The organism is Nitrospinaceae bacterium (assembly GCA_018669005.1).
Classification (GTDB): domain Bacteria; phylum UBA8248; class UBA8248; order UBA8248; family UBA8248; genus UBA8248.
The window spans coordinates 249,129-270,004 of sequence record JABJAL010000072.1 but is presented as its reverse complement, the minus strand read 5'-3'; the positions used below and the strand labels follow the sequence as shown (position 1 = coordinate 270,004).

The 20,876-nt window shown below is 55.0% G+C and carries 24 protein-coding genes; 8 read left to right on the top strand and 16 right to left on the bottom strand.

Annotation, left to right across the window (positions count from 1 at the left end; all coding sequences use genetic code 11):
* Positions 1 to 126: 126 nt before the first annotated feature.
* The 6 genes from HOJ95_10950 to HOJ95_10925 all read right to left on the bottom strand — a co-directional run bounded on the left by HOJ95_10950 (position 127) and on the right by HOJ95_10925 (position 4,169).
* The gene (locus HOJ95_10950) at positions 127 to 606 is read right to left on the bottom strand and encodes a hypothetical protein (GenBank protein ID MBT6395216.1); all 480 of its coding nucleotides are present in this window, start codon (positions 604 to 606) and stop codon (positions 127 to 129) included.
* A 230-nt stretch (positions 607 to 836) separates the two neighbouring features.
* The gene (locus HOJ95_10945) at positions 837 to 1,361 is read right to left on the bottom strand and encodes a winged helix-turn-helix transcriptional regulator (GenBank protein MBT6395215.1); all 525 of its coding nucleotides are present in this window, start codon (positions 1,359 to 1,361) and stop codon (positions 837 to 839) included.
* Positions 1,362 to 1,701: 340 nt separating this feature from the next.
* Positions 1,702 to 2,592 (bottom strand): hypothetical protein, encoded by an 891-nt coding sequence (locus tag HOJ95_10940; protein ID MBT6395214.1) that lies wholly within the window; start codon positions 2,590 to 2,592, stop codon positions 1,702 to 1,704.
* Positions 2,592 to 3,524 carry a ribokinase gene (locus HOJ95_10935; protein ID MBT6395213.1) on the bottom strand — a complete coding sequence of 311 codons (933 nt, stop codon included), beginning with the start codon at positions 3,522 to 3,524 and terminating at the stop codon, positions 2,592 to 2,594. The genes HOJ95_10940 and HOJ95_10935 overlap by 1 nt, the downstream gene beginning before the upstream one ends.
* Before the next feature lie 23 nt (positions 3,525 to 3,547).
* Positions 3,548 to 3,790: a hypothetical protein gene (locus HOJ95_10930; protein MBT6395212.1), complete on the bottom strand. Its 243-nt coding sequence runs from the start codon at positions 3,788 to 3,790 to the stop codon at positions 3,548 to 3,550.
* A gap of 16 nt (positions 3,791 to 3,806) precedes the next feature.
* On the bottom strand, positions 3,807 to 4,169 hold the full coding sequence (locus tag HOJ95_10925; GenBank protein MBT6395211.1) for a hypothetical protein: 363 nt from the start codon (positions 4,167 to 4,169) through the stop codon (positions 3,807 to 3,809).
* A 244-nt stretch (positions 4,170 to 4,413) separates the two neighbouring features.
* On the opposite strand from HOJ95_10925, the gene HOJ95_10920 reads away from it, so the two are divergent.
* The 4 genes from HOJ95_10920 to HOJ95_10905 all read left to right on the top strand — a co-directional run bounded on the left by HOJ95_10920 (position 4,414) and on the right by HOJ95_10905 (position 8,025).
* Entirely contained in the window at positions 4,414 to 5,412 is a 999-nt protein-coding gene (locus tag HOJ95_10920; GenBank protein MBT6395210.1) for a segregation/condensation protein A, read from the top strand.
* Positions 5,405 to 6,517, top strand: coding sequence for an SMC-Scp complex subunit ScpB (gene scpB, locus HOJ95_10915; GenBank protein ID MBT6395209.1), 1,113 nt, complete (start codon positions 5,405 to 5,407; stop codon positions 6,515 to 6,517). The genes HOJ95_10920 and scpB overlap by 8 nt, the downstream gene beginning before the upstream one ends.
* Before the next feature lie 75 nt (positions 6,518 to 6,592).
* Positions 6,593 to 7,537, top strand: a complete 945-nt coding sequence (locus tag HOJ95_10910) for a 2-dehydropantoate 2-reductase (GenBank protein MBT6395208.1) — start codon at positions 6,593 to 6,595, stop codon at positions 7,535 to 7,537.
* Positions 7,538 to 7,548: 11 nt separating this feature from the next.
* Complete coding sequence (locus HOJ95_10905) at positions 7,549 to 8,025, top strand: EVE domain-containing protein (GenBank protein MBT6395207.1); 477 nt, start codon at positions 7,549 to 7,551, stop codon at positions 8,023 to 8,025.
* Positions 8,026 to 8,292: 267 nt separating this feature from the next.
* Here the strand turns inward: HOJ95_10905 and HOJ95_10900 are convergent, their stop codons facing one another.
* From HOJ95_10900 to HOJ95_10885, 4 genes are all read right to left on the bottom strand, one after another.
* Positions 8,293 to 8,829 (bottom strand): ferrous iron transport protein A, encoded by a 537-nt coding sequence (locus HOJ95_10900; protein ID MBT6395206.1) that lies wholly within the window; start codon positions 8,827 to 8,829, stop codon positions 8,293 to 8,295.
* Positions 8,826 to 10,793 carry a ferrous iron transport protein B gene (gene feoB / locus HOJ95_10895; protein MBT6395205.1) on the bottom strand — a complete coding sequence of 656 codons (1,968 nt, stop codon included), beginning with the start codon at positions 10,791 to 10,793 and terminating at the stop codon, positions 8,826 to 8,828. Before feoB ends, HOJ95_10900 begins: the two co-directional genes overlap by 4 nt.
* Positions 10,794 to 10,850: 57 nt before the next feature.
* Positions 10,851 to 11,423 carry a metal-dependent transcriptional regulator gene (locus tag HOJ95_10890; GenBank protein ID MBT6395204.1) on the bottom strand — a complete coding sequence of 191 codons (573 nt, stop codon included), beginning with the start codon at positions 11,421 to 11,423 and terminating at the stop codon, positions 10,851 to 10,853.
* A gap of 203 nt (positions 11,424 to 11,626) precedes the next feature.
* Positions 11,627 to 12,049 (bottom strand): cupin domain-containing protein, encoded by a 423-nt coding sequence (locus tag HOJ95_10885; protein ID MBT6395203.1) that lies wholly within the window; start codon positions 12,047 to 12,049, stop codon positions 11,627 to 11,629.
* Positions 12,050 to 12,329: 280 nt separating this feature from the next.
* Here HOJ95_10885 and HOJ95_10880 point away from each other — a divergent pair, with 280 nt between their 5' ends.
* Positions 12,330 to 12,740, top strand: coding sequence for a hypothetical protein (locus HOJ95_10880; GenBank protein ID MBT6395202.1), 411 nt, complete (start codon positions 12,330 to 12,332; stop codon positions 12,738 to 12,740).
* Here the strand turns inward: HOJ95_10880 and HOJ95_10875 are convergent.
* From HOJ95_10875 to HOJ95_10850, 6 genes are all read right to left on the bottom strand, one after another.
* Positions 12,737 to 13,846, bottom strand: a complete 1,110-nt coding sequence (locus tag HOJ95_10875; protein MBT6395201.1) for a mandelate racemase/muconate lactonizing enzyme family protein — start codon at positions 13,844 to 13,846, stop codon at positions 12,737 to 12,739. The two genes, HOJ95_10880 and HOJ95_10875, sit on opposite strands and share 4 nt — an antisense overlap.
* Before the next feature lie 139 nt (positions 13,847 to 13,985).
* The gene (locus tag HOJ95_10870; protein MBT6395200.1) at positions 13,986 to 14,744 is read right to left on the bottom strand and encodes an SDR family oxidoreductase; all 759 of its coding nucleotides are present in this window, start codon (positions 14,742 to 14,744) and stop codon (positions 13,986 to 13,988) included.
* Between the two features lie 251 nt (positions 14,745 to 14,995).
* Positions 14,996 to 15,301: a hypothetical protein gene (locus tag HOJ95_10865; GenBank protein MBT6395199.1), complete on the bottom strand. Its 306-nt coding sequence runs from the start codon at positions 15,299 to 15,301 to the stop codon at positions 14,996 to 14,998.
* Positions 15,302 to 15,477: 176 nt separating this feature from the next.
* Complete coding sequence (locus HOJ95_10860) at positions 15,478 to 16,704, bottom strand: MFS transporter (GenBank protein MBT6395198.1); 1,227 nt, start codon at positions 16,702 to 16,704, stop codon at positions 15,478 to 15,480.
* 73 nt (positions 16,705 to 16,777) lie between these two features.
* Positions 16,778 to 17,263 (bottom strand): VOC family protein, encoded by a 486-nt coding sequence (locus HOJ95_10855; protein ID MBT6395197.1) that lies wholly within the window; start codon positions 17,261 to 17,263, stop codon positions 16,778 to 16,780.
* 58 nt (positions 17,264 to 17,321) lie between these two features.
* Positions 17,322 to 17,927 (bottom strand): hypothetical protein, encoded by a 606-nt coding sequence (locus HOJ95_10850; GenBank protein MBT6395196.1) that lies wholly within the window; start codon positions 17,925 to 17,927, stop codon positions 17,322 to 17,324.
* A 338-nt stretch (positions 17,928 to 18,265) separates the two neighbouring features.
* Here HOJ95_10850 and HOJ95_10845 point away from each other — a divergent pair, with 338 nt between their 5' ends.
* From HOJ95_10845 to HOJ95_10835, 3 genes are all read left to right on the top strand, one after another.
* Positions 18,266 to 19,249: an rRNA pseudouridine synthase gene (locus HOJ95_10845; GenBank protein MBT6395195.1), complete on the top strand. Its 984-nt coding sequence runs from the start codon at positions 18,266 to 18,268 to the stop codon at positions 19,247 to 19,249.
* Entirely contained in the window at positions 19,249 to 20,202 is a 954-nt protein-coding gene (locus HOJ95_10840) for a hypothetical protein (protein ID MBT6395194.1), read from the top strand. Before HOJ95_10845 ends, HOJ95_10840 begins: the two co-directional genes overlap by 1 nt.
* 62 nt (positions 20,203 to 20,264) lie before the next feature.
* Positions 20,265 to 20,870: a CDP-alcohol phosphatidyltransferase family protein gene (locus tag HOJ95_10835; GenBank protein ID MBT6395193.1), complete on the top strand. Its 606-nt coding sequence runs from the start codon at positions 20,265 to 20,267 to the stop codon at positions 20,868 to 20,870.
* The last annotated feature ends 6 nt before the right edge of the window (positions 20,871 to 20,876 follow it).

Sequence of the window (20,876 nt, the reverse complement as noted above, 5' to 3'; positions counted from 1 at the left end):
TCCATCTTCAGCGCAAATCACTCTTTTGATGTCATATCGGCCATATCGGGCGGAAAATTTAGTGAGTGAATACATAGAAAGTATTCACGATTTGCACGAAATTATCCAGTCCATTAGTCGACCATATCACCCCTCCCCCCTCACCAACCTGACAAAAATCATTCCATGCGTGATGAGCAGCAAGGGCACGACAAAAGTGGGGATGTACCATGTGGCGCCCATGGCGGGGGCGGCGTTGTTGAGGGTGCCAATGGTGACGGCATAGAGCAGGTCCATTGTCCCGACGATGTTGAAAAGCCAGGCGAGGGGGCGCGCGAAGGATTTGCCGCTGCGGAGGGCGGCAAAGGCGGCGAGCGCGAGGAGGCCCGCCAGGAGATCGCCATAGGCGGCGGGATTGGCAAATGCTTCGGGGAGCGGCCGCGCCACGACGCCGGGGACGAGGAAGACTAATCCTAAGTGCCGGAAAGTGTGCGGCAGAATGAGCCACGAGAGCGCCTCATGAGCGGATAATTTTTCAAGATGAGAGACTGCGAGCCACCGGGCCGCCGCGCCCCAGGCGAGGAGGCTTAAAGCGAATTGCAGGCCGAAAATTGTCATGGTGTCCATCTTTTAAAATCTCCTTTTGTCTTGAATTGCCTGTGAAAACCGCGCCACCGTAAAAATTAGGCGGCGGGGAAGAGTTTTCGCTTCAGTGTATATACACTTAACAGGTTAAAAAAATACTGATTAGGGTCAACCCTCCTGCGCTGGGATGAGAATTTGAAAGTTATTCATGTTCATCTCCTTTTATTTATATGTATACACACCTTATGGATTAAAAAAAATGCGGCTTATGTTCAGCCCGCACGGGCAGCGGCGAGTGTTTTCGACAGATCTGCGCGAATACGGCCAGCGGTTTCAAACCCGAGGGCGGCGGCTAGTTTTAATTGGGCCCCCTCCCAGAGGGGAAGCGCCTGGGCGAGGGCTTGGGCGCCCTCTGGGGTGAGCCTGACAATGCGGGTGCGCCGGTCGGGGCCGGGTGCGGAGGCGATGAGGCCCCGGCGCTCAAGGGGAGCGAGGTTTCGCGTGAGGGTGGTGCGGTCGAGGGCGAGGGCTTCGCCGAGCGGCCCCATTGGGGTACCACTAGCGGTGCCACCGCCCATGGGGGTATCACCCAGGATGGGCTCACCCAAGGTGGGCTCACCCATTTTCGAGAGCGCGGCGAGGAGGGTAAACTGGGTGCCGCGGAGCCCGGCGGGGCGCAGGGCATCGTCGTACATACTTCCAGCGGCGCGGGCGGCGCGGCGAAGGGCATTGGAATAGCAACCTGCTGCGGCGGCATCACGGAGCCTGATTTCGCGGGCGTTGAGCGTGTCTGCCATCGGGGGATCCTTTTTTTTTAAAAGGGGGCGTGCCTATCGGCCTGTGCACTCTTTCATGAACAAATGGGCCCGTAACAATGCACACTCCGACCTATTAAACTCCCGGTAAAATTTCTGGGCGGCTCCTCTTGCGTCCCTTTGAGGGGCCCCTTTGGGCTTCCCCGGCGACACGCCCCGAGGCGATTCGCATTAGCGGGCCTTGTGGAATTCCCATCTACTGGGTACTGGGTAAAATAAACTGGGTTTTAGCAAGAGCCATATATGTATATACACATATATTAGGGCCGTCAAGCTCACACCTAGGCTATGAGCGGCATGTTGCTGTGATCGAGATATTCGCCTAGTAGGCCTTGTCCACCGTGATGACAACCTTGCTGTCGCCCACCGTGACCAAGGAGGGAGTCTTCCCTTCCATGTCGCCTGGCTTGGGCGCACCGGCGTTGCCATCGGCATCTAAGCGGGCCGTGATGCGTACCCTGCCCTCAAAGCGTAGACCCTGCATCATGACGTTGCGCCCGGAGATGGTGAAGGGGAACGGAAAGCGCGGACGTGCCACCTTCACCACCGCAAGCGGCGGGCCGGGTCGCTCCGTGCGGGCAATGATGAACAGAACGGGAATTCCCTCGGCCTTTTGAACTAGGGAAGGCGCAATTTTGATGGTCCCACTTATCGTGGGACCATCGCCCAAACTAGAAGCGGAAGATTGTTTGCCAGCGGACGACATCGGAGCAATCGGTCGCATGGGCACCGTCTTTTTTGACACCTTGCGAGGAGGGGGTGCAGTTCCAGCCTTATTGATAACAACGTCAACTCCTCTAGCACCAATCGAAACAGGTGTTTCATTTCTTCCTTCGTAGTCACCCCTTACTAGCCGCCCGACAACTCCATCCGAATCGAGCCGGGCGCGTACTTTGACCTGTCCAGTGAAGGGCCCGCCCTTAAACATCAGATCGTCTTTCGTGAGGATGTATTTATAAGGAAACTTCACTCGGACCAGTCGCTGAACAGCAAGCGGAGGACCGCCGCCAACCGGAGCAAGCACAATAAAAAGCGTCCCCGTTCTAGCGGCCTTAGCAGGAAGCCCAGGAGACAATAGAATGGCACCAGAAACTGAATTTTCTGGCAAACCCGAATTACAGGCACCTGCTCCGGCACCCAGCAATGTAAGTAAAAATACGAAAAAAATCTTGCGAAGCCAGACCATCTCTATATCATTAAGAAACCTACTCATTAAGCCTCCAAATCAGGAAATTTCGCAATAAAGCTATCCACTTCCTCAAGACAACAAAGACCAGCACGACCACCTAGTTCTCTGCAACTCAGAGCCGCAAGAGCATTAGCAAACCGCAGAGTTCGAGACAGTTCAAATCCTTGTAAAACCCCATAGATAAACCCAGCATGAAACACATCACCAGCCCCAGTGGTATCAACCACATTAATTGGAAATCCAGGTGAATTGTAAAATCGCTCTCCATCAAAAGCGACGACACCCCGGGGACCTTTTGTCATGGCAGCTACACGTGGCCCCAGAGAACAAATTTTCTTCAGCCCCTCTTTCACATTTGCACTCCCAGAGAATTCCGACGGAAAACCCTCGGACGCAACCAGATAATCCGTTAGCGAAATCAATTTTTCAACTCCCGGCACAACACGCTCTGCGTCAAATGAAACAAGAATCCCCTCTTCCTGGGCCCACTTAGCAACTTTTATTTCTGCCTCAAGAGAGTGGCCGTCAACGTGAATCATCCGAGCTGACTTCACGATATCCTCTCTGACATCCTCAGGCCGAAGAATAACCTCACGATGCCATAGAATCGTTCGTCCTCCTCTTTCTTCATCGTCACCGTCGGATTGAACAATGATGATTGCAAATTGAGTTGCGAAATCAGGCCGCACAACCACGCCCTCGACATTAACACCATCCGCTTTAAGAGAGGATATCGAAAAAACACCATTCTCATCATCACCTACAACACCAATAAATGCTGTTTTCATTTCAAGACGAGACAAAGCGGCCAAAGCCGTCGCCACCTGTCCGCCACCCTGACGGCTTATATCATCCAGAGAACCTTTTGTGTTAAATACTGGAAAATGCTTAACTTGGCACAAGAGATCTACCGAGTTGAGACCGACTCCAACTACATCAAACTGAAATTCTACCATTCACTAATCCAGAGGGAATAAGACTAAAAAAATTCACCGAAATGGACTCCGCAATGATCTACCGATTCCAAAGCCAAAGGCTCTTCATATGATAGATCAACCGTTTCGAGCATTACATTTAAAACTTCAACATGAAATCCCGTAGCATTCTGAACCATTTTAGATGTCACATCTGCGTGCAGCAACTCTGGACAGAGGTGCTCATCATTACCATTTTTGAAGATGTAAATTGGAATGACCACCCTATCCACACGACCAGAAGTCATTATATATTCACTACATTCAGGAAAAATTCTTTAATCGTGAACAGGCCGACAGAGAACCACCCGCTTCGCTGTCGGTAAAATAGCGGCAACCACCTGCCCCGCCAAGAAAACGAACTTCGAGATTCGCTGGATCACCGATAAACAACCGATTGACATCACTATGGGTGTCAATCTGAGCGCCACTTAAAAACACAAAATCAAGCCCTCCTCGAGAGGAAAGGTCAAATAACTCTGTCTGGCTCCGAACGGCCTGGGCTTTTTCATGGAGATAAGGCAAACACCACCTCATGTAAACCCTATCACCATCCTTAATCTGATGCGCCAAAACACGACCATACAGTCGGCCTTTTTTCTTATGCCTTTCAATAATTTTCGCCACATTCACCCCCCCCCAATCAACCCCTCCTTTACAATCAAATTTATCACTCCCTATAACCACACATCCAACATTTTAAACGAATCTACTTTTGCCCCTCTTGCAATCCTTTCTATTGACAAGCGTTGTGGTATTTTTTACGGTACCAAGTTGTATTGGGGGAAATGAAGGGTACCTACACCCTGATAGTTAAATGAATTAAGAATCACTGTTCCGCCCACCATTCGCCTTACAGGGGACCTTCCCCATGGCGTCAGCTAAGCCAGAGCACTCAAACATGTCAGAATCTGAGAAGAGTTTATCTGCCTCAGAACCTAACAACGACCTTATCGAAACAATGAATCTTAAAGATTTGAATCTAGGGAGCGACCGCTCTGCGGGTTCACCCTATTCTTGGGAGATCGTCTCACCTCCCCAAGTCACCGCTTTGGAACCTCAGAATCTTGATAAATTAAAAGAAGAATTTCAGCCCCCTCACACACAAAAAAACGTCAACGATCAATTCAGCATCAAACTAGACGTATTTGAAGGGCCACTAGAACTTCTGTTACATCTCATCCGCGAACATAAATTAGATATATACGACATTCCTATCGCATTCATCACCGAGCAGTACCTAAGACACATCGAAATGATGAAGCTCCTGAACATTAACATCGCCTCAGATTATCTCGTAATGGCCTCCTGGCTCGTTTATATCAAAAGTCGTACATTACTCCCCCAGCAAGGAGGTGCGGAGGAAAGCGAAGAGGACCCTGAAGCTCTTCGACTAGAACTCCAACGTCAATTGCTTGAGTATCAAAAATTCAAGGGTATAAGCCAAATTTTCCGTGACGCAGAGGAAGTACAGTCAGCCATCTTCCCGAGAGGAGGCAACGGCGACGGAATCATTCTAAATCCAGAAGACTTCGAAAACCCTCCCCCTTTGGAAGTGACCGTTTTTGATCTTATCAGCGCCATCCAAAAGATGATTGAAGAGGCTGGAGAGGAAGGCATTCACCTCGTTGAAGTCGATGAACTCGAAGTGGCTGACCGCCAGACTCATGTACTAGACATGCTTGAAAATTCCGGGCCTGAAGGAGTTGAATTTGAAAATCTATTCAAAGGTAACGGCCCAAAGAGACTCATTATTGTTGTTACATTACTGGCAATTCTCGAGTTAATACGGCTAAGCCTAATTATTGCAACCCAATCAGAAATTTATGGAGAAATTAGAGTCCACAAGGCGATAAAAGACGATGAATAATTTAAGATACGAAAAAGGCAAAGAACTACAGGAATCCGTTTTCCAGCTAGAAGGTGACAACACTTCTTCTTCAGAAACAGCCGCCCGCACACTTGAAGAACACCAGATTTCCGGCGAATCAGAAAATACCATCTTTGGACTCGACAAAGAAGAAGATGAAAATCAAGAAATGATGGTCCCACTCGAATTAAAAGAAGAACAAATAGACAGAAGCATCGAATCTCCAACGTTTAAAATCAACGCAACCACAACAAAAAGAAAAAAACACAGCAACGAAATCGTTGAATCCTCTTCGTTCAGAATTGATATCTCAGAAAGTAAAGTCGAAAAATTTGGCGGTACCGGCAGTGCCCCAAATACACCCCTACTCGTAAATCTCGATGAGGCGAAGAGGATTATCGAAACCTTACTCTTCGCCACACATGAAACATTACGCCCCCGTGACATATCAATGGTTTTCAGAGGTGTTGAAAATATAAATGCTAAAGTCGTACGCAAACTCCTCGCAGAGCTAAAGGAAGAATACAAGAATCGCACCCTCCAAATCACCGAAGTGGCAGAAGGCTTCCGCATGTGTACCAGAATGGAGTTCTCCCATTGGTTACGCCGCTTTTTTAAGCAAGAGAAAAAATGGCGCGTATCAAATGCCGGGCTAGAAACACTAGCGATAATTGCATACAAGCAACCCATAACGAAGTTAGAAGTTGAAGAGATTCGAAGGGTGGATTGTGGCGGCACAATCAATACCCTTTTGGAACGTAAAATGATCCGAATTCTCGGGCGCCGAGATGTAGTCGGCAAACCAATCGTTTATGGCACCACACTACAATTCCTTGAACACTTTGGGTTCAAGAGCCTAACAGACTTGCCTAAACCTGAAGAGTTTAATCTGAACCTCGACTTTGAAAATCAAGGTCCAGACTCCGATGTGATTCCTATCAAAGGGGAAACAAATTTGAAGATGGGTGATAATGTCTCCGAAGAGCCAGTTATGCATCAGACTAACGGATTAACTAACACCCATGCTAACGTGAATAGTAACGGGGAAGAGAGAGTGAGAGAGGCCACGACATCCCATCTAATTGAGAAAAACGACACCAACTAATTAGATAGCGCCATCCAGCAAAAAAATAAACCCAAGACATTCTTTACTTCATAAACAACTAATGGAGATTAGCCCTTGCGATTCGGAATTATGGCAACCGGCGGTGTAGGGGGATATTTTGGGGGCTTGCTATCCCGTGCCGGAGAAGATATTCGATTCATCGCTCGAGGAAAACACCTCGAAGCCATTCGAAGCTATGGACTTCGTATTGAGTCTGTGGATTCAGAATTCTTCAAGCTCGAAAAAGTTTTCGCCACAGACAATCCCAACGAGGCTGGGCCTTGTGATATCATACTTTACTGTGTGAAAACCGTCGCAAACGAAAAGACCATCCCAGCTATCGCACCCATGGTCGGCGACACCACAGTCATCATCAATCTCCAAAATGGCGTGGACAACGAAGAACATCTTGCCAAGACCTACGGGCAAAATCGTGTCATGGGCGGAGCTGCTTATATTTTCACCGCACTTGGGGCCCCGGGCCTGATCCAACAGATAGGAGGGCCTAAACGCATCGTCTTTGGAGAGATGGGAGGCGGGCCCAGCAAAAGAGGCGAGGAAATTCTTTCTACCATGAGATCCGCTGGAATCAACGCAGAGTTATCTGATGACATTCAAGTCGAACTCTGGACAAAATTCATCTTCATCTGTGCTGTCAGCGGCATGACAGCCCTCACCCGTTCTCCACTCGGGGTAATAGTAGCCTCTCCAGAAACCCATGAGATGATGCACGAGATCATGTGTGAGGTATATGAAGTTGGGAGGGCGCAGGGAGTAGATTTGCCGGAAGATGTCGTTGAAAACCGATTTCGTTTTCTCGACGAGCAAAATCCGGCCAGCAAAGGTAGCCTCTGTCACGATCTTGAAGCGGGCCGCCGCCTCGAAATTGACGCGCTATGCGGAACTGTCTCTAGAATGGGCAAAGAAATAGGCATCCCTACACCACTCAACGATTTCATCTACCGAACACTCAAGCTCGCAGACATGCAAATTTCTGGAGAAATAAAACCCATTTTATAGGAGCCTTCCTCATGGCGCGCCGCTATTGGCTGATGAAAAGCGAACCATCCGCTTTCTCATTCAACGATCTTCTCGATTCACCCAGGAATACCGACCACTGGGACGGTGTCCGCAATTACCAAGCACGTAACTCGATGCAGGAGATGACAAAAGGGGATCGCGTACTCTTTTACCACTCGAGCACTGCGCCACCCCACGTTGTAGGAATCGCCGAAATCGCCCGCGAGGCATATCCGGACCACACCGCCTTCGACGAGAAATCGAAATATTACGACTCCAAATCCTCGCCCGACAACCCCCGCTGGTTTATGGTCGATGTGCGCGCCATCAAAAAGCTCCCCACAATAGTTCCACTCGCCGATCTCAAGGCCAACCCCAAGCTCGCTAAAATGCTCGTCGTCCAAAAGGGCCAGCGCCTCAGCGTCCAGCCCGTCACGGCCGCTGAGTACACCGAAGTCCTCCGGATGGCGGGTGCGAGCGCCAGATAGGCCCCCCAAGGCGAATATCTCGATCATCACAGCCACATGCCGCTCCTATCCCCCGCCAGGGGACACTCGGCCCCGCAACAATTTTACGCCCTCCCAGCCAATCCGCACCTACAGGAAATGCGTACATCCGCTAACTTCATCCGGCCCCTGATTTTCCGGCTACAGGAAATCCGCGGTTAACTAGCCGCCGTACTTTTGGGATTCTCGAAATTTGAGGAAATTCGCGCCCCCCCCTTCGCGGTTGCCGGGAGAGGCATTGGCTCGCGCCTAGGGCTGGGAGGGGGCCGCCCACATCTTCTCGGTGCTCTCCCGCCCCTCGAGCGGCTCCACCCAAATCCGCTCGGCCAGGGCGCGGTCGATGGCCAGCATCGTCTCGTCCACGCGCACCACGGCGGCCGGCCGCTGCTGGCGGACCTGAAACACCACCCCCGGGAGGATGCACATCCCGGCCAGGCGGGCCTCGGTGTCGGGAGATTTCGCGTTTACCTCCAGAACACGGGCCCACGACATGCGCTTCAGGTCCCGCAAGCGGACCCGCTTCGGGTCCCCGGCCGCCGCCGCCGGGCGAAAGAGCGCCCGCACCCACCCGGCCAGGCGGCGGAGAGCCGCCTCCGTCCGCGTCGTCTGTGGCTGGCAGTAGCCGCAGTTCGGGCATATCAGCGCGTCGCAGCTCCGCTTCATCGGGCAGATCCGGCAGCCCCGCTCGGGCATTTCGCTCATATCGAACCGGTAGCCGCACAAGGGGCACCGCTCTGCGGCCCCCGACCGCCCGTTTTCCGAATACAGATTCACTCTCTCCATCATTCCACCCCGAAGAGGTAAAGTGACCATCGCAGCGCCCCCCCGACCAAAAAGGCGAATGGAAAAATAAACGCCGCCATCCCCAGCGCCATCCGAAGACCCCGCTCCTTGACGATGATGAGAAAATTCGCCACGCAGGGGATGAAAAGCGTGATCGTCACCAGACTTACCAATACCTGCACGGGGTTGAGGGCGCCAGCCTTGGCCAGGGCGAATAGCCCCGCCGCCCCGTAGTCGCGCCGGAAGAATCCGATCAGAAACGACTCGGTCGCCTCCCGGGGGAGCCCCAGGAAATTTTCCACCACCGGCGCGGCGAGAACCTGCACGCCTGCCAGGAGCCCCGACCTGTCCAGAAGAAACAGGCAGAAGGTGCCGAGAAGAAAAAGAGGAACCGCCTCCTTCAGGTACCACTCAATCCGCGCCAGCGTTTTGATCGCCACGTTCGAGGCGCGAGGCAGCCGAATCGGAGGCAACTCCACCAAAAAGTCAGAAGTCTCGCCGGGAAGGAGCCGCGCCGCCACGAAGCCGACCAGAAAAAGCACCCCCGCGATAACACCGACCCAGATCAAGACAAAGGCGGCCGAGCTTGCGCCCAGCATTCCCAGAATCACCCCAAGCTGGGCCGAGCACGGAACCCCGAGCGCGAGAAGCAGCGTCACCAGAATGCGCTCCTTTTTTGTCTCCATGATGCGCGCCGTCAGCGTGGCCATGGTGTCGCAACCCAGCCCGAGCACCATCGGAAGAACCGCCTTGCCGTTCATCCCCATCGCCCGGAAAAACCGGTTGGCGAGGAGCGAGAGGCGCGGAAGGTAGCCCGAGTCCTCCAGAATCGAGAACGCCACGAAGAACGTACCCACCAGGGGCAGGATGATGGCCAGGGCATAGGTCACGCCCATGGTGAACAGACCGTATTGCCCCACCAGCATATCGCGCAAGAAGGGAGAGGGAATCAGAAAATCCACCCAGCGGGCAAGGGCGGGGTTCAGCATCTCCTCGAAAAGGCGGACTTCCACCAGGTCCACCAAAAAACCGGCACCGAATTCGCCGACGAATTTATAAAGGACATAAAGAACGCCGAAAAAAATGAAGCCCCCCCACAGCGGGTGGGTGGCCCACTCGCCAAGGCGCTCCGCCCAAACGGCCCCGCCCGCCCCGGTGCCCCGAGTCATCACCTCCCGAAGCAGGCCCTCGGCCCTGGAGAGGCGGTGGCGCATGAACGCGGCCCGCAGGGGCATGCCCAGTTGATTCGACACGCGCTCGCGGAGGTCCGCGATATCGGCCCGATCGGCCTCGGAAAGCGTCACCCGGAAAATCTCCGGCGCGCCCTCGTCGCCGCACAGAAGGCAGATGGCCAGATATCTTTTTTCCCTGAGACTTTCGGGCAGCCGCCCTTCGACGGCCTCGAGAGCGGCGGCCAGAGGCTCGGGATAGTTCGCGATTCCGCCCGGGCGCCCCGCTCCGTCAATCGCCCGGATGAGGTCTTCCACCCCCTCCCCGCGGACGGCGACCGTCGGCACCACCGGAACGCCCAGCATGCCGGATAGCGCTTCGTGATCGATTTGAAGCCCCATCCTCCGGGCCTCGTCCTCCATGTTCAGCGCGATGGCGAACGAGCGGCCAGTCTCGGCCACCTCAAGGGCGATGGTCAGGCCGCGCAGCAAATTCTTCGCGTCGAGCACGAGGACAAGACGCGCGTCTTCCGAGGCGGCCAGGGCGTCCCGTGTGATGAACTCATCCTCGGTAATCGGCAGCAGGCCGTAGACGCCGGGCGTGTCAAAAAGCGTAACCCCGTGCCCGTTCATGCGCCCGCTGCTGAGGGAGATGGTCGTACCCGGGTAGTTCGAAATCGTAACCCGCGAATTCGTGAGCGCCTGAAACAGGGCGCTCTTTCCCACGTTGGGATTTCCGATCAGGAGTATCGATTCGGAATCGAGTACCGCTTGATCAGCTTCTTCGCAACAACTCATTTGCGCCCTCTTGGGAAGCCCCCGCCCGGTGTATCGCCGGGCGGAGACGGTAGATCCTCAGCCCGCCGGAATATTGATCGGAATTGTTTTTTCTTGTGATTCAATGGAAGACTGGGTACTCAACTCACAGAAAAATTCGCATTCGGGACAACTCTCGTCGCTCTCGCATTCCCGCCGGTATTCCCGGAACGCCTCAAGCGCTTTTTTCTGATCCGCGCCCTCGAAAAACCGGATGAGATCGACCAGCCGGTCCATCGTAACGCCGCTGGCATGGTGCTCCATCAGGGCGGCGTCGGCAGCGGCCCGCTCCTCGTCCACCCCGAGCACCTCGGTGATGAACCGGGAAAGGATAGCGAACTTGCCGGAAATCCCCCGGGCCATTTGAGCGCCCGGCTCGGTGAGACGCACTCCCTCGTAAGCGCGGTGGTGAATCAGCCCGAGCTGCGCGAGATTCTTGAGGGCCGCCGATACCGCCGGCTTGGCCACCTGGAGGGCCCCGGCGATGTCCGTCACCCGGGCATAGCCCTTTTCCGCCTGAAAGTCGTGGACCGCCTTCAGGTAATTCCCGAGGCTGGGCGAGAGCTTTATCCGGGACTGGTCAACCGCCGTATCTGATTGTTTATCAATCATCTTCAACCAATGTAAGCGAGTTTAAACTCTGTTAATCTCCTTTAACACTTTTAATGTGGGCTCATCCTTCGGGAAATGCCACTGGTTTTAGGAGGTTGGGGGAGGATTTCGCTCTGGTTAGCCCGGCGGCTTTCGGGCCGCTCGTTTTCTTAATAGAATCAATACCCGAAATTTCTTTCCAAAGAGGCGCATTTTTTCCGGTGCTAGGTTAACTCTTTCGCCTTCGCGTCCATGTGGTCGATGATTTCCTGCATATCGTCCGGGTAGTGATGGTCCGCCCCGAGATCCTTGTTCTCGGCGGGTGACTTCACGACAAACATCACCGCCGTCTCGGTCAGGGTTCTCCCAACGTGAAGCGTGCTCCTGGGTATATGAATGATATCGCCGGGGCCAATCACTTTTTCCTCATCCCCCAGCCGCATGTACCGTCTGCCCTCCAAAAGGTAAATGTATTGCTCCTCCCTCTCGTGCCAGTGAGGCTTCGACCCGGTGGCTTTCGGGTAAGTGACCACCCCGGCCTTCATCAACTCCCCCGCCAACGGCTGATATTCTCCCGGATTCCCTTCCGGATTCCGGGGGTCTTGAAGCCTGGCTTTTTTAATCTCCCGCGCGTTGTAAAAAGGCATTGAAATCCCCCTTTCTTAAAAAATTTCCTAAAATAAACCGTCCATACACGTTGCCACACCATGCGGCGCCACACCATGCGGGGTGCCGCTCCCATCAAACGCCACACCGGCTCGGTGCCACACCGCCCTGTGACCAGGTTCACACGATTCCCGTGGCCAGATGCACCCACAAAATTGCGCGGCCCCGGCCAGCCTGATGTAAATTAATTTTGAGGACGCCGCCCGAATTTTGTTCCGCTCCGCCCGGAAACCTTTTGACTAAAGGTAGCGAGCAAACGACATGAACAAACCCTGGAAGGGGCTTTTCCCCCTAAAGTTCAGCCTGGATGAAGAGGCTGAAAATACATCGACAGAGAAAAAAAAGCTTTTTGAGAGAATTCACCGCTCTCGGGAAAACAATCCAAAGCTGAGGAGCGAGAAGAAAAAAATGTTTCAAAAGAAAAACGGATATTTATGCTGTGAGATTTGCCGCTTTAACTTCGAGGAAGCCTATGGCGAACTAGGGCGCGGTTTCATCGAATTCCACCACACAAAACCGGCCGCCTGTCTTACGGCCGATGAAAAAACCCGTCTTTTAGACCTTGCCCTCGTGTGCCCCAACTGCCACGCCATGCTCCACATGAAAGAGCCGGGCCTGTCGATTGAGGAGCTAAAATCACTTGTGGGGGATAAAGGCCTCGCGCGGGTTTAATCCCCGCCCGGGGTGGGCGCAAATTTCCGGCATGCCTCCTCGTCCCATTCGGCGCCGATGCCGGGTTTGTCGGTGAGATGGATGCAGCCATCTTTAAAAGGGGCGGGCTCTTTTAGAATCGGCTCCCACCAGGGCATGTGCTCGCACCAAACAGAGCCTGAAACAGCGCTCATCAAATGCGCCGAGGTTTCGTGAAATAGATGTGAGGTGATCGGCGTGCCGTGCTCCCCGGCGGCCCCGGCGGCTTTTAGCCATCCGGTGGGGCCCGAGCAGCGCTGGAGGTCGGCCATCAGAACGTCGCAGGCCCCGGTGACGAGCAGGTGGCGCATTCCCCGCTCGTTCCAGCTCGTCTCCCCCTGGCAGATGGGAATGTCGGTCTCGGCAGCAACCAGGGCGCAGCCGCGAACGTCTTCGTGATCAACCGGCTCCTCAACCCATTCGAGATCAAACGCGGCAAGCTCGCGGCAGGCCTCCTTGGCCTGCTCGACACTCCAGCCCTGATTGGCGTCCACCATGAGGGTGGCGTCTCCTATCACCTCGCGCACGGCAGCAACGCGGGCAATGTCCTCGGCAAGATCGGGTTTTCCAACCCGAAGCTTCATGGCGGTGTGGCCCCGCTCGATAAAAGAGGCGGCCTCCTCCTTCAGAGATTCAATATCGGCGTTGATCCACAATCCCTCGCTGGCGTAGCAGGGTATCTTGGAGCGCGCGCCGCCAATCAGCTTCCAGAGCGGGAGCCCGGCGGCCTTGGCCTTGATGTCCCAGCTCGCTGTGTCGAGGGCGGCAATCGCCATCGCGCTGATGCCGTCGCGGCCAACAAAACTGGCCGCCTGCCGCATGGCCGCCCAGTTTCCCTCTGTGTCATTTGCGTCCTTGTTGATGAGCGTCCCGAACAGATCGCGCACCATCGCCATCAGGGCACGGCATTTTTCCGCGCCAAAGGCGGCGCACCAACCCACCCCGCTCAAGCCCTCGCGGGTCCTCAACGTTACCGCGCAGGTATCAACGGCAGGTATTTTAAAAGTCGAGACCGCCGCTGGCCTGGGTAGCGGCACACGAATGTGCGAGACGGTGATGGTCTGAATGGTGAGCTTTTCGTTCGCCATCGGAGAGCGCTCCTCATAGGAAAAGGAAACAAACCGAATCCGAAAAATAAATTCTAAATTTTAAAAAAATATTCGTCTAATAGCGTTTCTCATTATCACTTAGCCCAACCCATTGAGCTCAAGATTCCAAACATTATTTTTACAGGGCAATGGCCGTTCCCCCGTTCACGGGCAAGTCTACCCCGGTGATATGACGAGCCGCATCCGAGCAAAGAAATACCACCGCCTCGGCCACCTCCTCGGGGGAGGCGACGCGGCGCAGGGCAGCGCGCTCGCGGATTTGATCGAGAATGGCCCCCGAGCGCCGACTTGGATATTCTTTTGAAACCGTGTGACCCGGAGAGACGGAGTTCACCCGAATGCCGAGCGGGCCCTGCTCGGCCGCCAAATTCATGGTGAAGTTGCGCAGCGCCGCCTTGGCCGGCCCGTAGGCGTGCTGGTCAGTGAGTGCCGTCCGGTAGGCGGTGCTCAGCATGTTGACGATAGCGCCGCCGCCCCGCTTCAACATGTGGGGAATGGCCTCCTGACAACAGTGAAAGGCCCCGCCGAGGTGCACTTCCATTTGGGCGCACATCTCCTCTTCCCAATCCACCTCAAGAAAAGGCTTTCTGTGGTGAATCTGGCGCGCATTGTTAACGAGAATGTCGAGCCCCCCGAAAGTCTCGACAGCCCGCGACACCATCTCTCGCACGTCGCCTCGGTCCCGGACATCGGCCCCATGGGCAAAGGCCCGGCCTCCCGCAGCCTCCACCTGCGCCACGACCTCCTCGGCCCGCTCTTTTCCCGAAAAATAATTAACCACGACGGCGGCGCCCCGCTCGCCCAGCGCCACAGCCATGGCGGTGCCAATTCGCCGACTTGAGCCCGTCACCAGAGCTACCTTTCCCTCTAAATCCATCGCCTAATTATCCTCCAAGCTGGAAATGGCCTTGATGCGCCATCTGCCAACATCGACAGCAAAAAAATCGCGCTCGCCACCTGTTTGGGTAGCGGCACACAGATGCGCGAGACAGAGATTGCCAGGTCGTTATTTTTTTGTCCGCCATGGAGAACGCTCCTCTGATGGCAGGTGAACGAGACGGAACCGAATAAAAGGATTAGAGAAGGATACAGGGATCGCCGAGGAAAATCACGAACCGCGGGGCCGCGCTATTCCCAGGGGGTGGTGAGTATGCTGTTCTTGAATCGCTCTTGCGCCTCCTCAAGCTCCTGTTTATGGCGCTCGGCAATCTTAATGAACCGGAGCGAAATCAGGGTAGATATTCCTATCGCTATCCCGGCAAAAAACACGGCAGAGGCAATGTACTCCCAGCGCTCCCAGAGGGGCTCAGGCTCATGATGCCCCCCGAGCATGGGGAGGAAAATATCCTCAAGATAAAACTCCCAAAGCGCCGATAGCAGTAAAACGCCAAGAAGCGTGATGGCTCCAGAAATATAAACAAATCGCTTTTCCATTCGGCCCCCTCCTGAGCCACCCGAATTTTTTCTTCGAATTTCTATGTTTATATTGTAAGGAAAAAGCGTGCGGTAATTCAAACCTGCACACGAGGAGGTCCAATTATCCTTTGAAATAGATAATTTCCACGATGAAGACCGGAGGCACGAACCAAGCACATGGGTAAAAAAGGCGATTAGGCCCCAGCGGATTCAGACACGAGGGCTTGGGGCGCCCGCGCAAGCACATAGGCGAGAACAACCATTCCCGCCGCAAAAACCCCTGAGCCCGTGTAGATCGCCGAAAAGGAAATGCCGCCTGCCTCCTGTATCCACCCCACGCCCCAGGAGCCAGCGCCGATGCCAAGCATAACGGAGGAGACCATACATCCCGAGACGAGCCCCGATGTTCCCGGACACTCCCCCTCAGCGAAGCTGACCGCAAAGGGCAGGCAGGCCGAGCAGGCAAGCCCTCCTAGGCCGAACACCGCAATGCTCGCAATATGCCCCTCAACACCCGGGAGCGCGAAAAGCGTCACCAGAATAAGTGCGGGCATACCAACAAGAAGCCAGCGAACCGGAAACCAGTAGGAAATGGCCGCAGCTAGAAAACGGCCCGCCGTCATCATGGCCCAGAAAACGGAGAGGGCAAGACCGGCCAATTGCGGGGAGAGCCCTTTTTCCTCGTGAAGAAAAATCACCGCCCAATTACCGAAAAGCGTCTCGCAGATTCCGTAAAGAAAAATAAAACCCGCGTATCCCCAGACCCGTGGCGGCAGGCCCCGAAGCAACGACCACACGCCGCCCTCCTCGGTGTCTGGCGGAGGCGGAGCCACCCACAACGGAAGGACGAGGACCGCCACCGAGAGAAAGAGGAAAAACACGCTGAGTACAATGGGCGCGGCCCACCAAGTTTCCGACTCGATAAATACGCCAACCATCAAGGGCGTAAGGGCCATTCCCACGCCCATAATTCCGTAGAGGCCAGAGAGGGCGGCCTCGGATTTTTCACTGAATAGGCCCGCCGCATATGCATTCAGCGCCGTCAGGGTGGTTCCGACTCCAACCCCGACGCCGGAAATGGCCAGGAGCGTTATCCGGTAGGTGAGAACATTCTCCCTCAGAATTAATTGTGTTGAGGCCAGAGCCCCCATCGAGAGCACATAGGAAATGAGCCCGGCCAATAAAACCACCTTGAGGCCCCAGCGCCTCGCTGCCGGCCCGGCGAAGATCGAGGTCAGGATTGCCAGGGCGATCATCGGCGCAAACAGGGAGCCAAAATCGGCGTTGGAAAAATTATGAAACGCTTGGTTTTTGAAGACATTTCCCAGCGCGGGGAATGTGACGAAACACGCACCCTGACCAAACCCTGTCAGGTAGACAACAAAAATGGCGATAGAGCGTCGCGAGCCTATTTCGGACATAATAATCCCCTTTATGGGAACTTGGCACGAAACCCCGCTCGCGTCACTAGGGCCAACCATTTTCGCCGATATCTTATTTATCGGATTCTCCGACCGCCTCATCCGCCAGTTCAATCAGAACGCCGCCCGGCGCTTTGATGAATGCCGTCCTAATCCCCACGGCGCCCGGGCCGGGCTTTTTAGTGAATTCCACACCAGCTCGCTCCAGGCCTTCGGAGAAAGCATCCAGGTCATCGACCCGAATGCCAATGTGATGCAAGTTGCTCCCCGGCCCCTTGGGATCGGTCGGTCGATGGCCTCGGATACGGATTTCCACGCCGTTCAGTTCCACACTTATACCGGGCACATCGCCGTGAGGCCCCAACGGCGTGTGGAGCGTCGCGCCAAAGTGCGTTTGGTAAAAACTCGCAGCGGCCTCGAGATCCTCTGAGAGCAGGTGAATATGGTCAACAAAACAGGCCATGATCAATTTCTCCTCTTTTTCTTTGCCCCACAGGTTAATGGTGTGAATAGCAAATTCTTCAACCGCCAAAGCGGGGCTGATCGGATGAATGTTCAAAAAAAGGTACGTCCGCCCATGCCTAAGAAGGGCCCACCCCTACCGGGGGCCACTACGGCTATTTATCCATAAAGGCAGAATCGGGCTCCCAGGCCGGGGGCGGATCGGAAGCATTCCGATCAATCCCGTCGCGCTCAAGCCTATCGCGGAACCAGCCTTCATCGACGCGATTCGTCTCGGGGTCGATTTCCGCCATGTCGCACAGAATCTGGATATGGTTTCCCGAGGGGTCGGAAATGAAAAACCCCCGGTGCTCGCCGAAAAATCCGTCCCCCTCGGGATGGGTGACACTGTGAACTGCTGGCTCCCAGAACATCTCGATGTCCTCGGCCCGACAATAATCCGCCCAAGTATCGAGCTCGGCCTTTGAGCCCACGCGCAAAGAAAAATGGTGCATCCCCCTGTTCGAAACCAGTGCGCTCGGGGCCGTCTGGCTGGGGCTATCCTCCGGGGTGAACATTAACAAAACGTCGTGATGAAGGTTCTTGCAGCGGATAAAGCAGCCGCCGAAGATTTTCGTCGCACCTGACATCATCCCCGGCTCCACGACACGGGTAATCTTAAAACCCAGTTTTTCGACGTAGAAATTCACCGCAGCCCGGATGTTGTGAACCTTGATGGCGACATGATTGATACCTGAGAACCCAGGTGGGGAGTTTGCCATGACCGTTCTCCATGAAAATGAATTACAGGAAAATGAGCGACGCGAGCCCTCGCCCGCTGCCGCAGGCTATTGTCTCAACTCATTATACTGCGGTGAACTCAGGATACCGAGTAGCCGAGGAGATGAATATCGACGCTCCGGCAAGCCCTCAGGGAGATTCAACCCGCTGGCGCCGGTGGCTGTGCGCCCCTCAAACCCGCCCATAGTGACACTCTCTCCTTCGGGTGGTTGCGAAATAATTTCTTTAGCTGTAGGTCAAGATTATAGTGTTCCGGGAGAAAAGGCTATAATTCCCCCGACTTTTGATAGCAGCCGTTTTCATTGGAGATATACTCGAAATGTCTGAGTCCGAAATCAGGCTCCAGAAAATCATCGCCCAGGCCGGGGTCGCCTCTCGCCGCGAGGCAGAGCGCCTTATCCGCTGGGGGCGCGTATCGGTTAACGGTGAGACTGTCAAAGAAATGGGAGCGAAAGCCGACCCGGCGCGGGACTCGATCAAGGTCGAGGGAAAGCTCATCTCAGAGCGCGAGGGCCCGGTTTATCTGGCCATGAACAAGCCGATCAACGTACTCACCACCATGCGCGATGAGGAAGGAAAGGACCGCCCCACGGTGGCTGGCCTTCTTCCTCCTAAGCGCAAGCGTGTGTTTCCTGTCGGAAGGCTCGATTTTGATGCCGAGGGGCTACTTCTGCTGACCAACGATGGCGATCTCGCACATCGATTGACTCATCCACGATACGAAATCCCTCGCGTCTATGAAGTAAAGGTGAAACACGCTCCCGATGAGCGGGCAATTCGCCGCCTCGACCGCATGGCCGGAGGTGATGGCGGCGAGGGCAGCGAGGGAAGGCGCGTTAAGCTCATGGGCCGCAAAACCGAGCGAAACGCTTGGCTTCAAATTGAACTCAGGGAAGGCAAGAACCACCAGGTCAAGGAAATGTGCGAGGCCGTCGGCCATCCTGTTCTGAAACTCGTCAGGCGCTCCTACGGCGGCATCACCACCCGAGGCATCTCCCGGGCCAGCATCCGAACCCTCACGGATAGAGAAGTTGCCCGCCTCAAGTCATCCACGGGTCTCACGCCCGGCCATGAAAAATCCATATCCACCGCGCCAAGAAAAAAAAGTCCTTCTGCCCGGCCCAGCGAAAAAAAAGCTGTCTCCAAGAAAAAAAAACCAGTCGCCAGGCCTGCGCGTAAATCATCTGACACCCGGCCAAAAAGCAAATCGTCTGCATCTCGGCCTAAAAGCAGATCATCCGCGTCTCGACCTAAAAGTAAAATGTACGCAGCCCGACCTAAAAAAAGCGGGACAAAACGCTGATGCACAGCCTGCTTGGGGCTATCGTAGCCGCTCTTATGCTCGCTGTGACAAATGGTCCGGCTCTTGCCGCGGCGGATTCAGACAAACGACACCAACAGGTGGACGGCACCTCGGTCATTCTTCGTCAGAACAGGGCCCAGGCCCAGAAAAAGGCCATCGCCGCCGGCCTTCGAAAGGCCGTCTACAGAACAATCCTTAAGAACATGGGCGAGGCGGCGATGATTCAATACCAATCGCGTATTGACGGCGCAATCCTCAAAGAGGCGGATCAATACGTACAGAGCTACCGGATGATGAGCCGGAAGGTGAACAGTAAAGACCGGCTTCTCAAAGTTAAGCTCGATGTTGTCGTGGATCTCACTGCCGTAAACGAGGCGATTCGCTCTCTTCATCTTACCGACACAAAAAAAGGAAAATCGCGCCTCCTTTTTCTCGTTCAGGAACAAGTCCTCAGAGCCGGGGCGCAGGGCCGCAAAAGCGCGATTCGTATTGAATCGGACAAACTCGGCGTCGCCGAGAGGCGGCTGATGTATAAATTCGCCCGCGCCGGATACACCCCAGTGAGCCCGCGCGGTCAGCGCGAGCCCGCACGCCCCGGGCAAATTCACGCCGCCGTCAGCGGCGATGTGGACGCCTCCCGAGCACTAGGCAATCTCTATGGCTGCCCGTTTGTCATCACAGCGAGCGCCACTGTCGAGCGTGAACGGGGGGGGGCGGTCGTCGGCCTTGCCAACGCCCGGGTTATTCGGGTGGACGACGGGGCCGTCATCGCCATTCGGTCAAAGCAAATCCGTATTCGGCGCGCTCGCGGCGCTCGCGGATACCGCTCTGCACTGGCCAGAGCAAGTACTCGGCTGGCCGATTCGCTACTTCCCGAAGTGAAACGGGCGTTTCCGCCGCCTGTCAGAGCTGCGGTACCCGTCAAAACCGCCAGTCCACAAGTCCGCCGATAGAAGCTGTGTTATAATTTGCGGCACCTAAGAGATTTTTCATTTGTGCGGAGATTTCAGGATAGATGGCTGTAAATACTTCACGGGGTTTCACCCTCGCCACTAAAATCACTGTATTGCGGCTCCTGATGGTGCCGGGGTTCGCTGTCTGCATGGTTTACCGGCGCCCCGGCCTGGGATTCATCGTCTTCGGTCTCGCTTGTCTGGGTGATGCACTCGACGGCTACATCGCCCGCTCGCGCGAAGAGTATTCCTCGCTGGGCGCAACGCTCGACCCAATGGCCGACAAGCTGCTGATGTTCTCCGCCTATGTCCTCATGGGGATGAACGGGCAAATTCCCGCCTGGCTCGCCATTCTTATTATCTGCCGGGACGTGCTGATCAGCGGAGGCTATCTTTCGTTCTATTTGACACACGGCTTCATCACCCCCGAGCCCTCGCGCCTCGGAAAGTACACGACGGCGGCACAAATGATAACAATCGTTTTCGCATTGCTGGCATGGACATTGGGCTCGGAGGCCTCCATGGCAATGGATGCTCTTTACTACCTGACCGGCACGCTGACTGCCATTTCGGGGATTCACTATTCGTTTTTCGTGGGTGCTAGAATGCTCGCCAAGAACTCGGACAGCGATCAGACCGGCGGCAGGCCGCCCGTGGCCGAAGGCTAGGAAAGG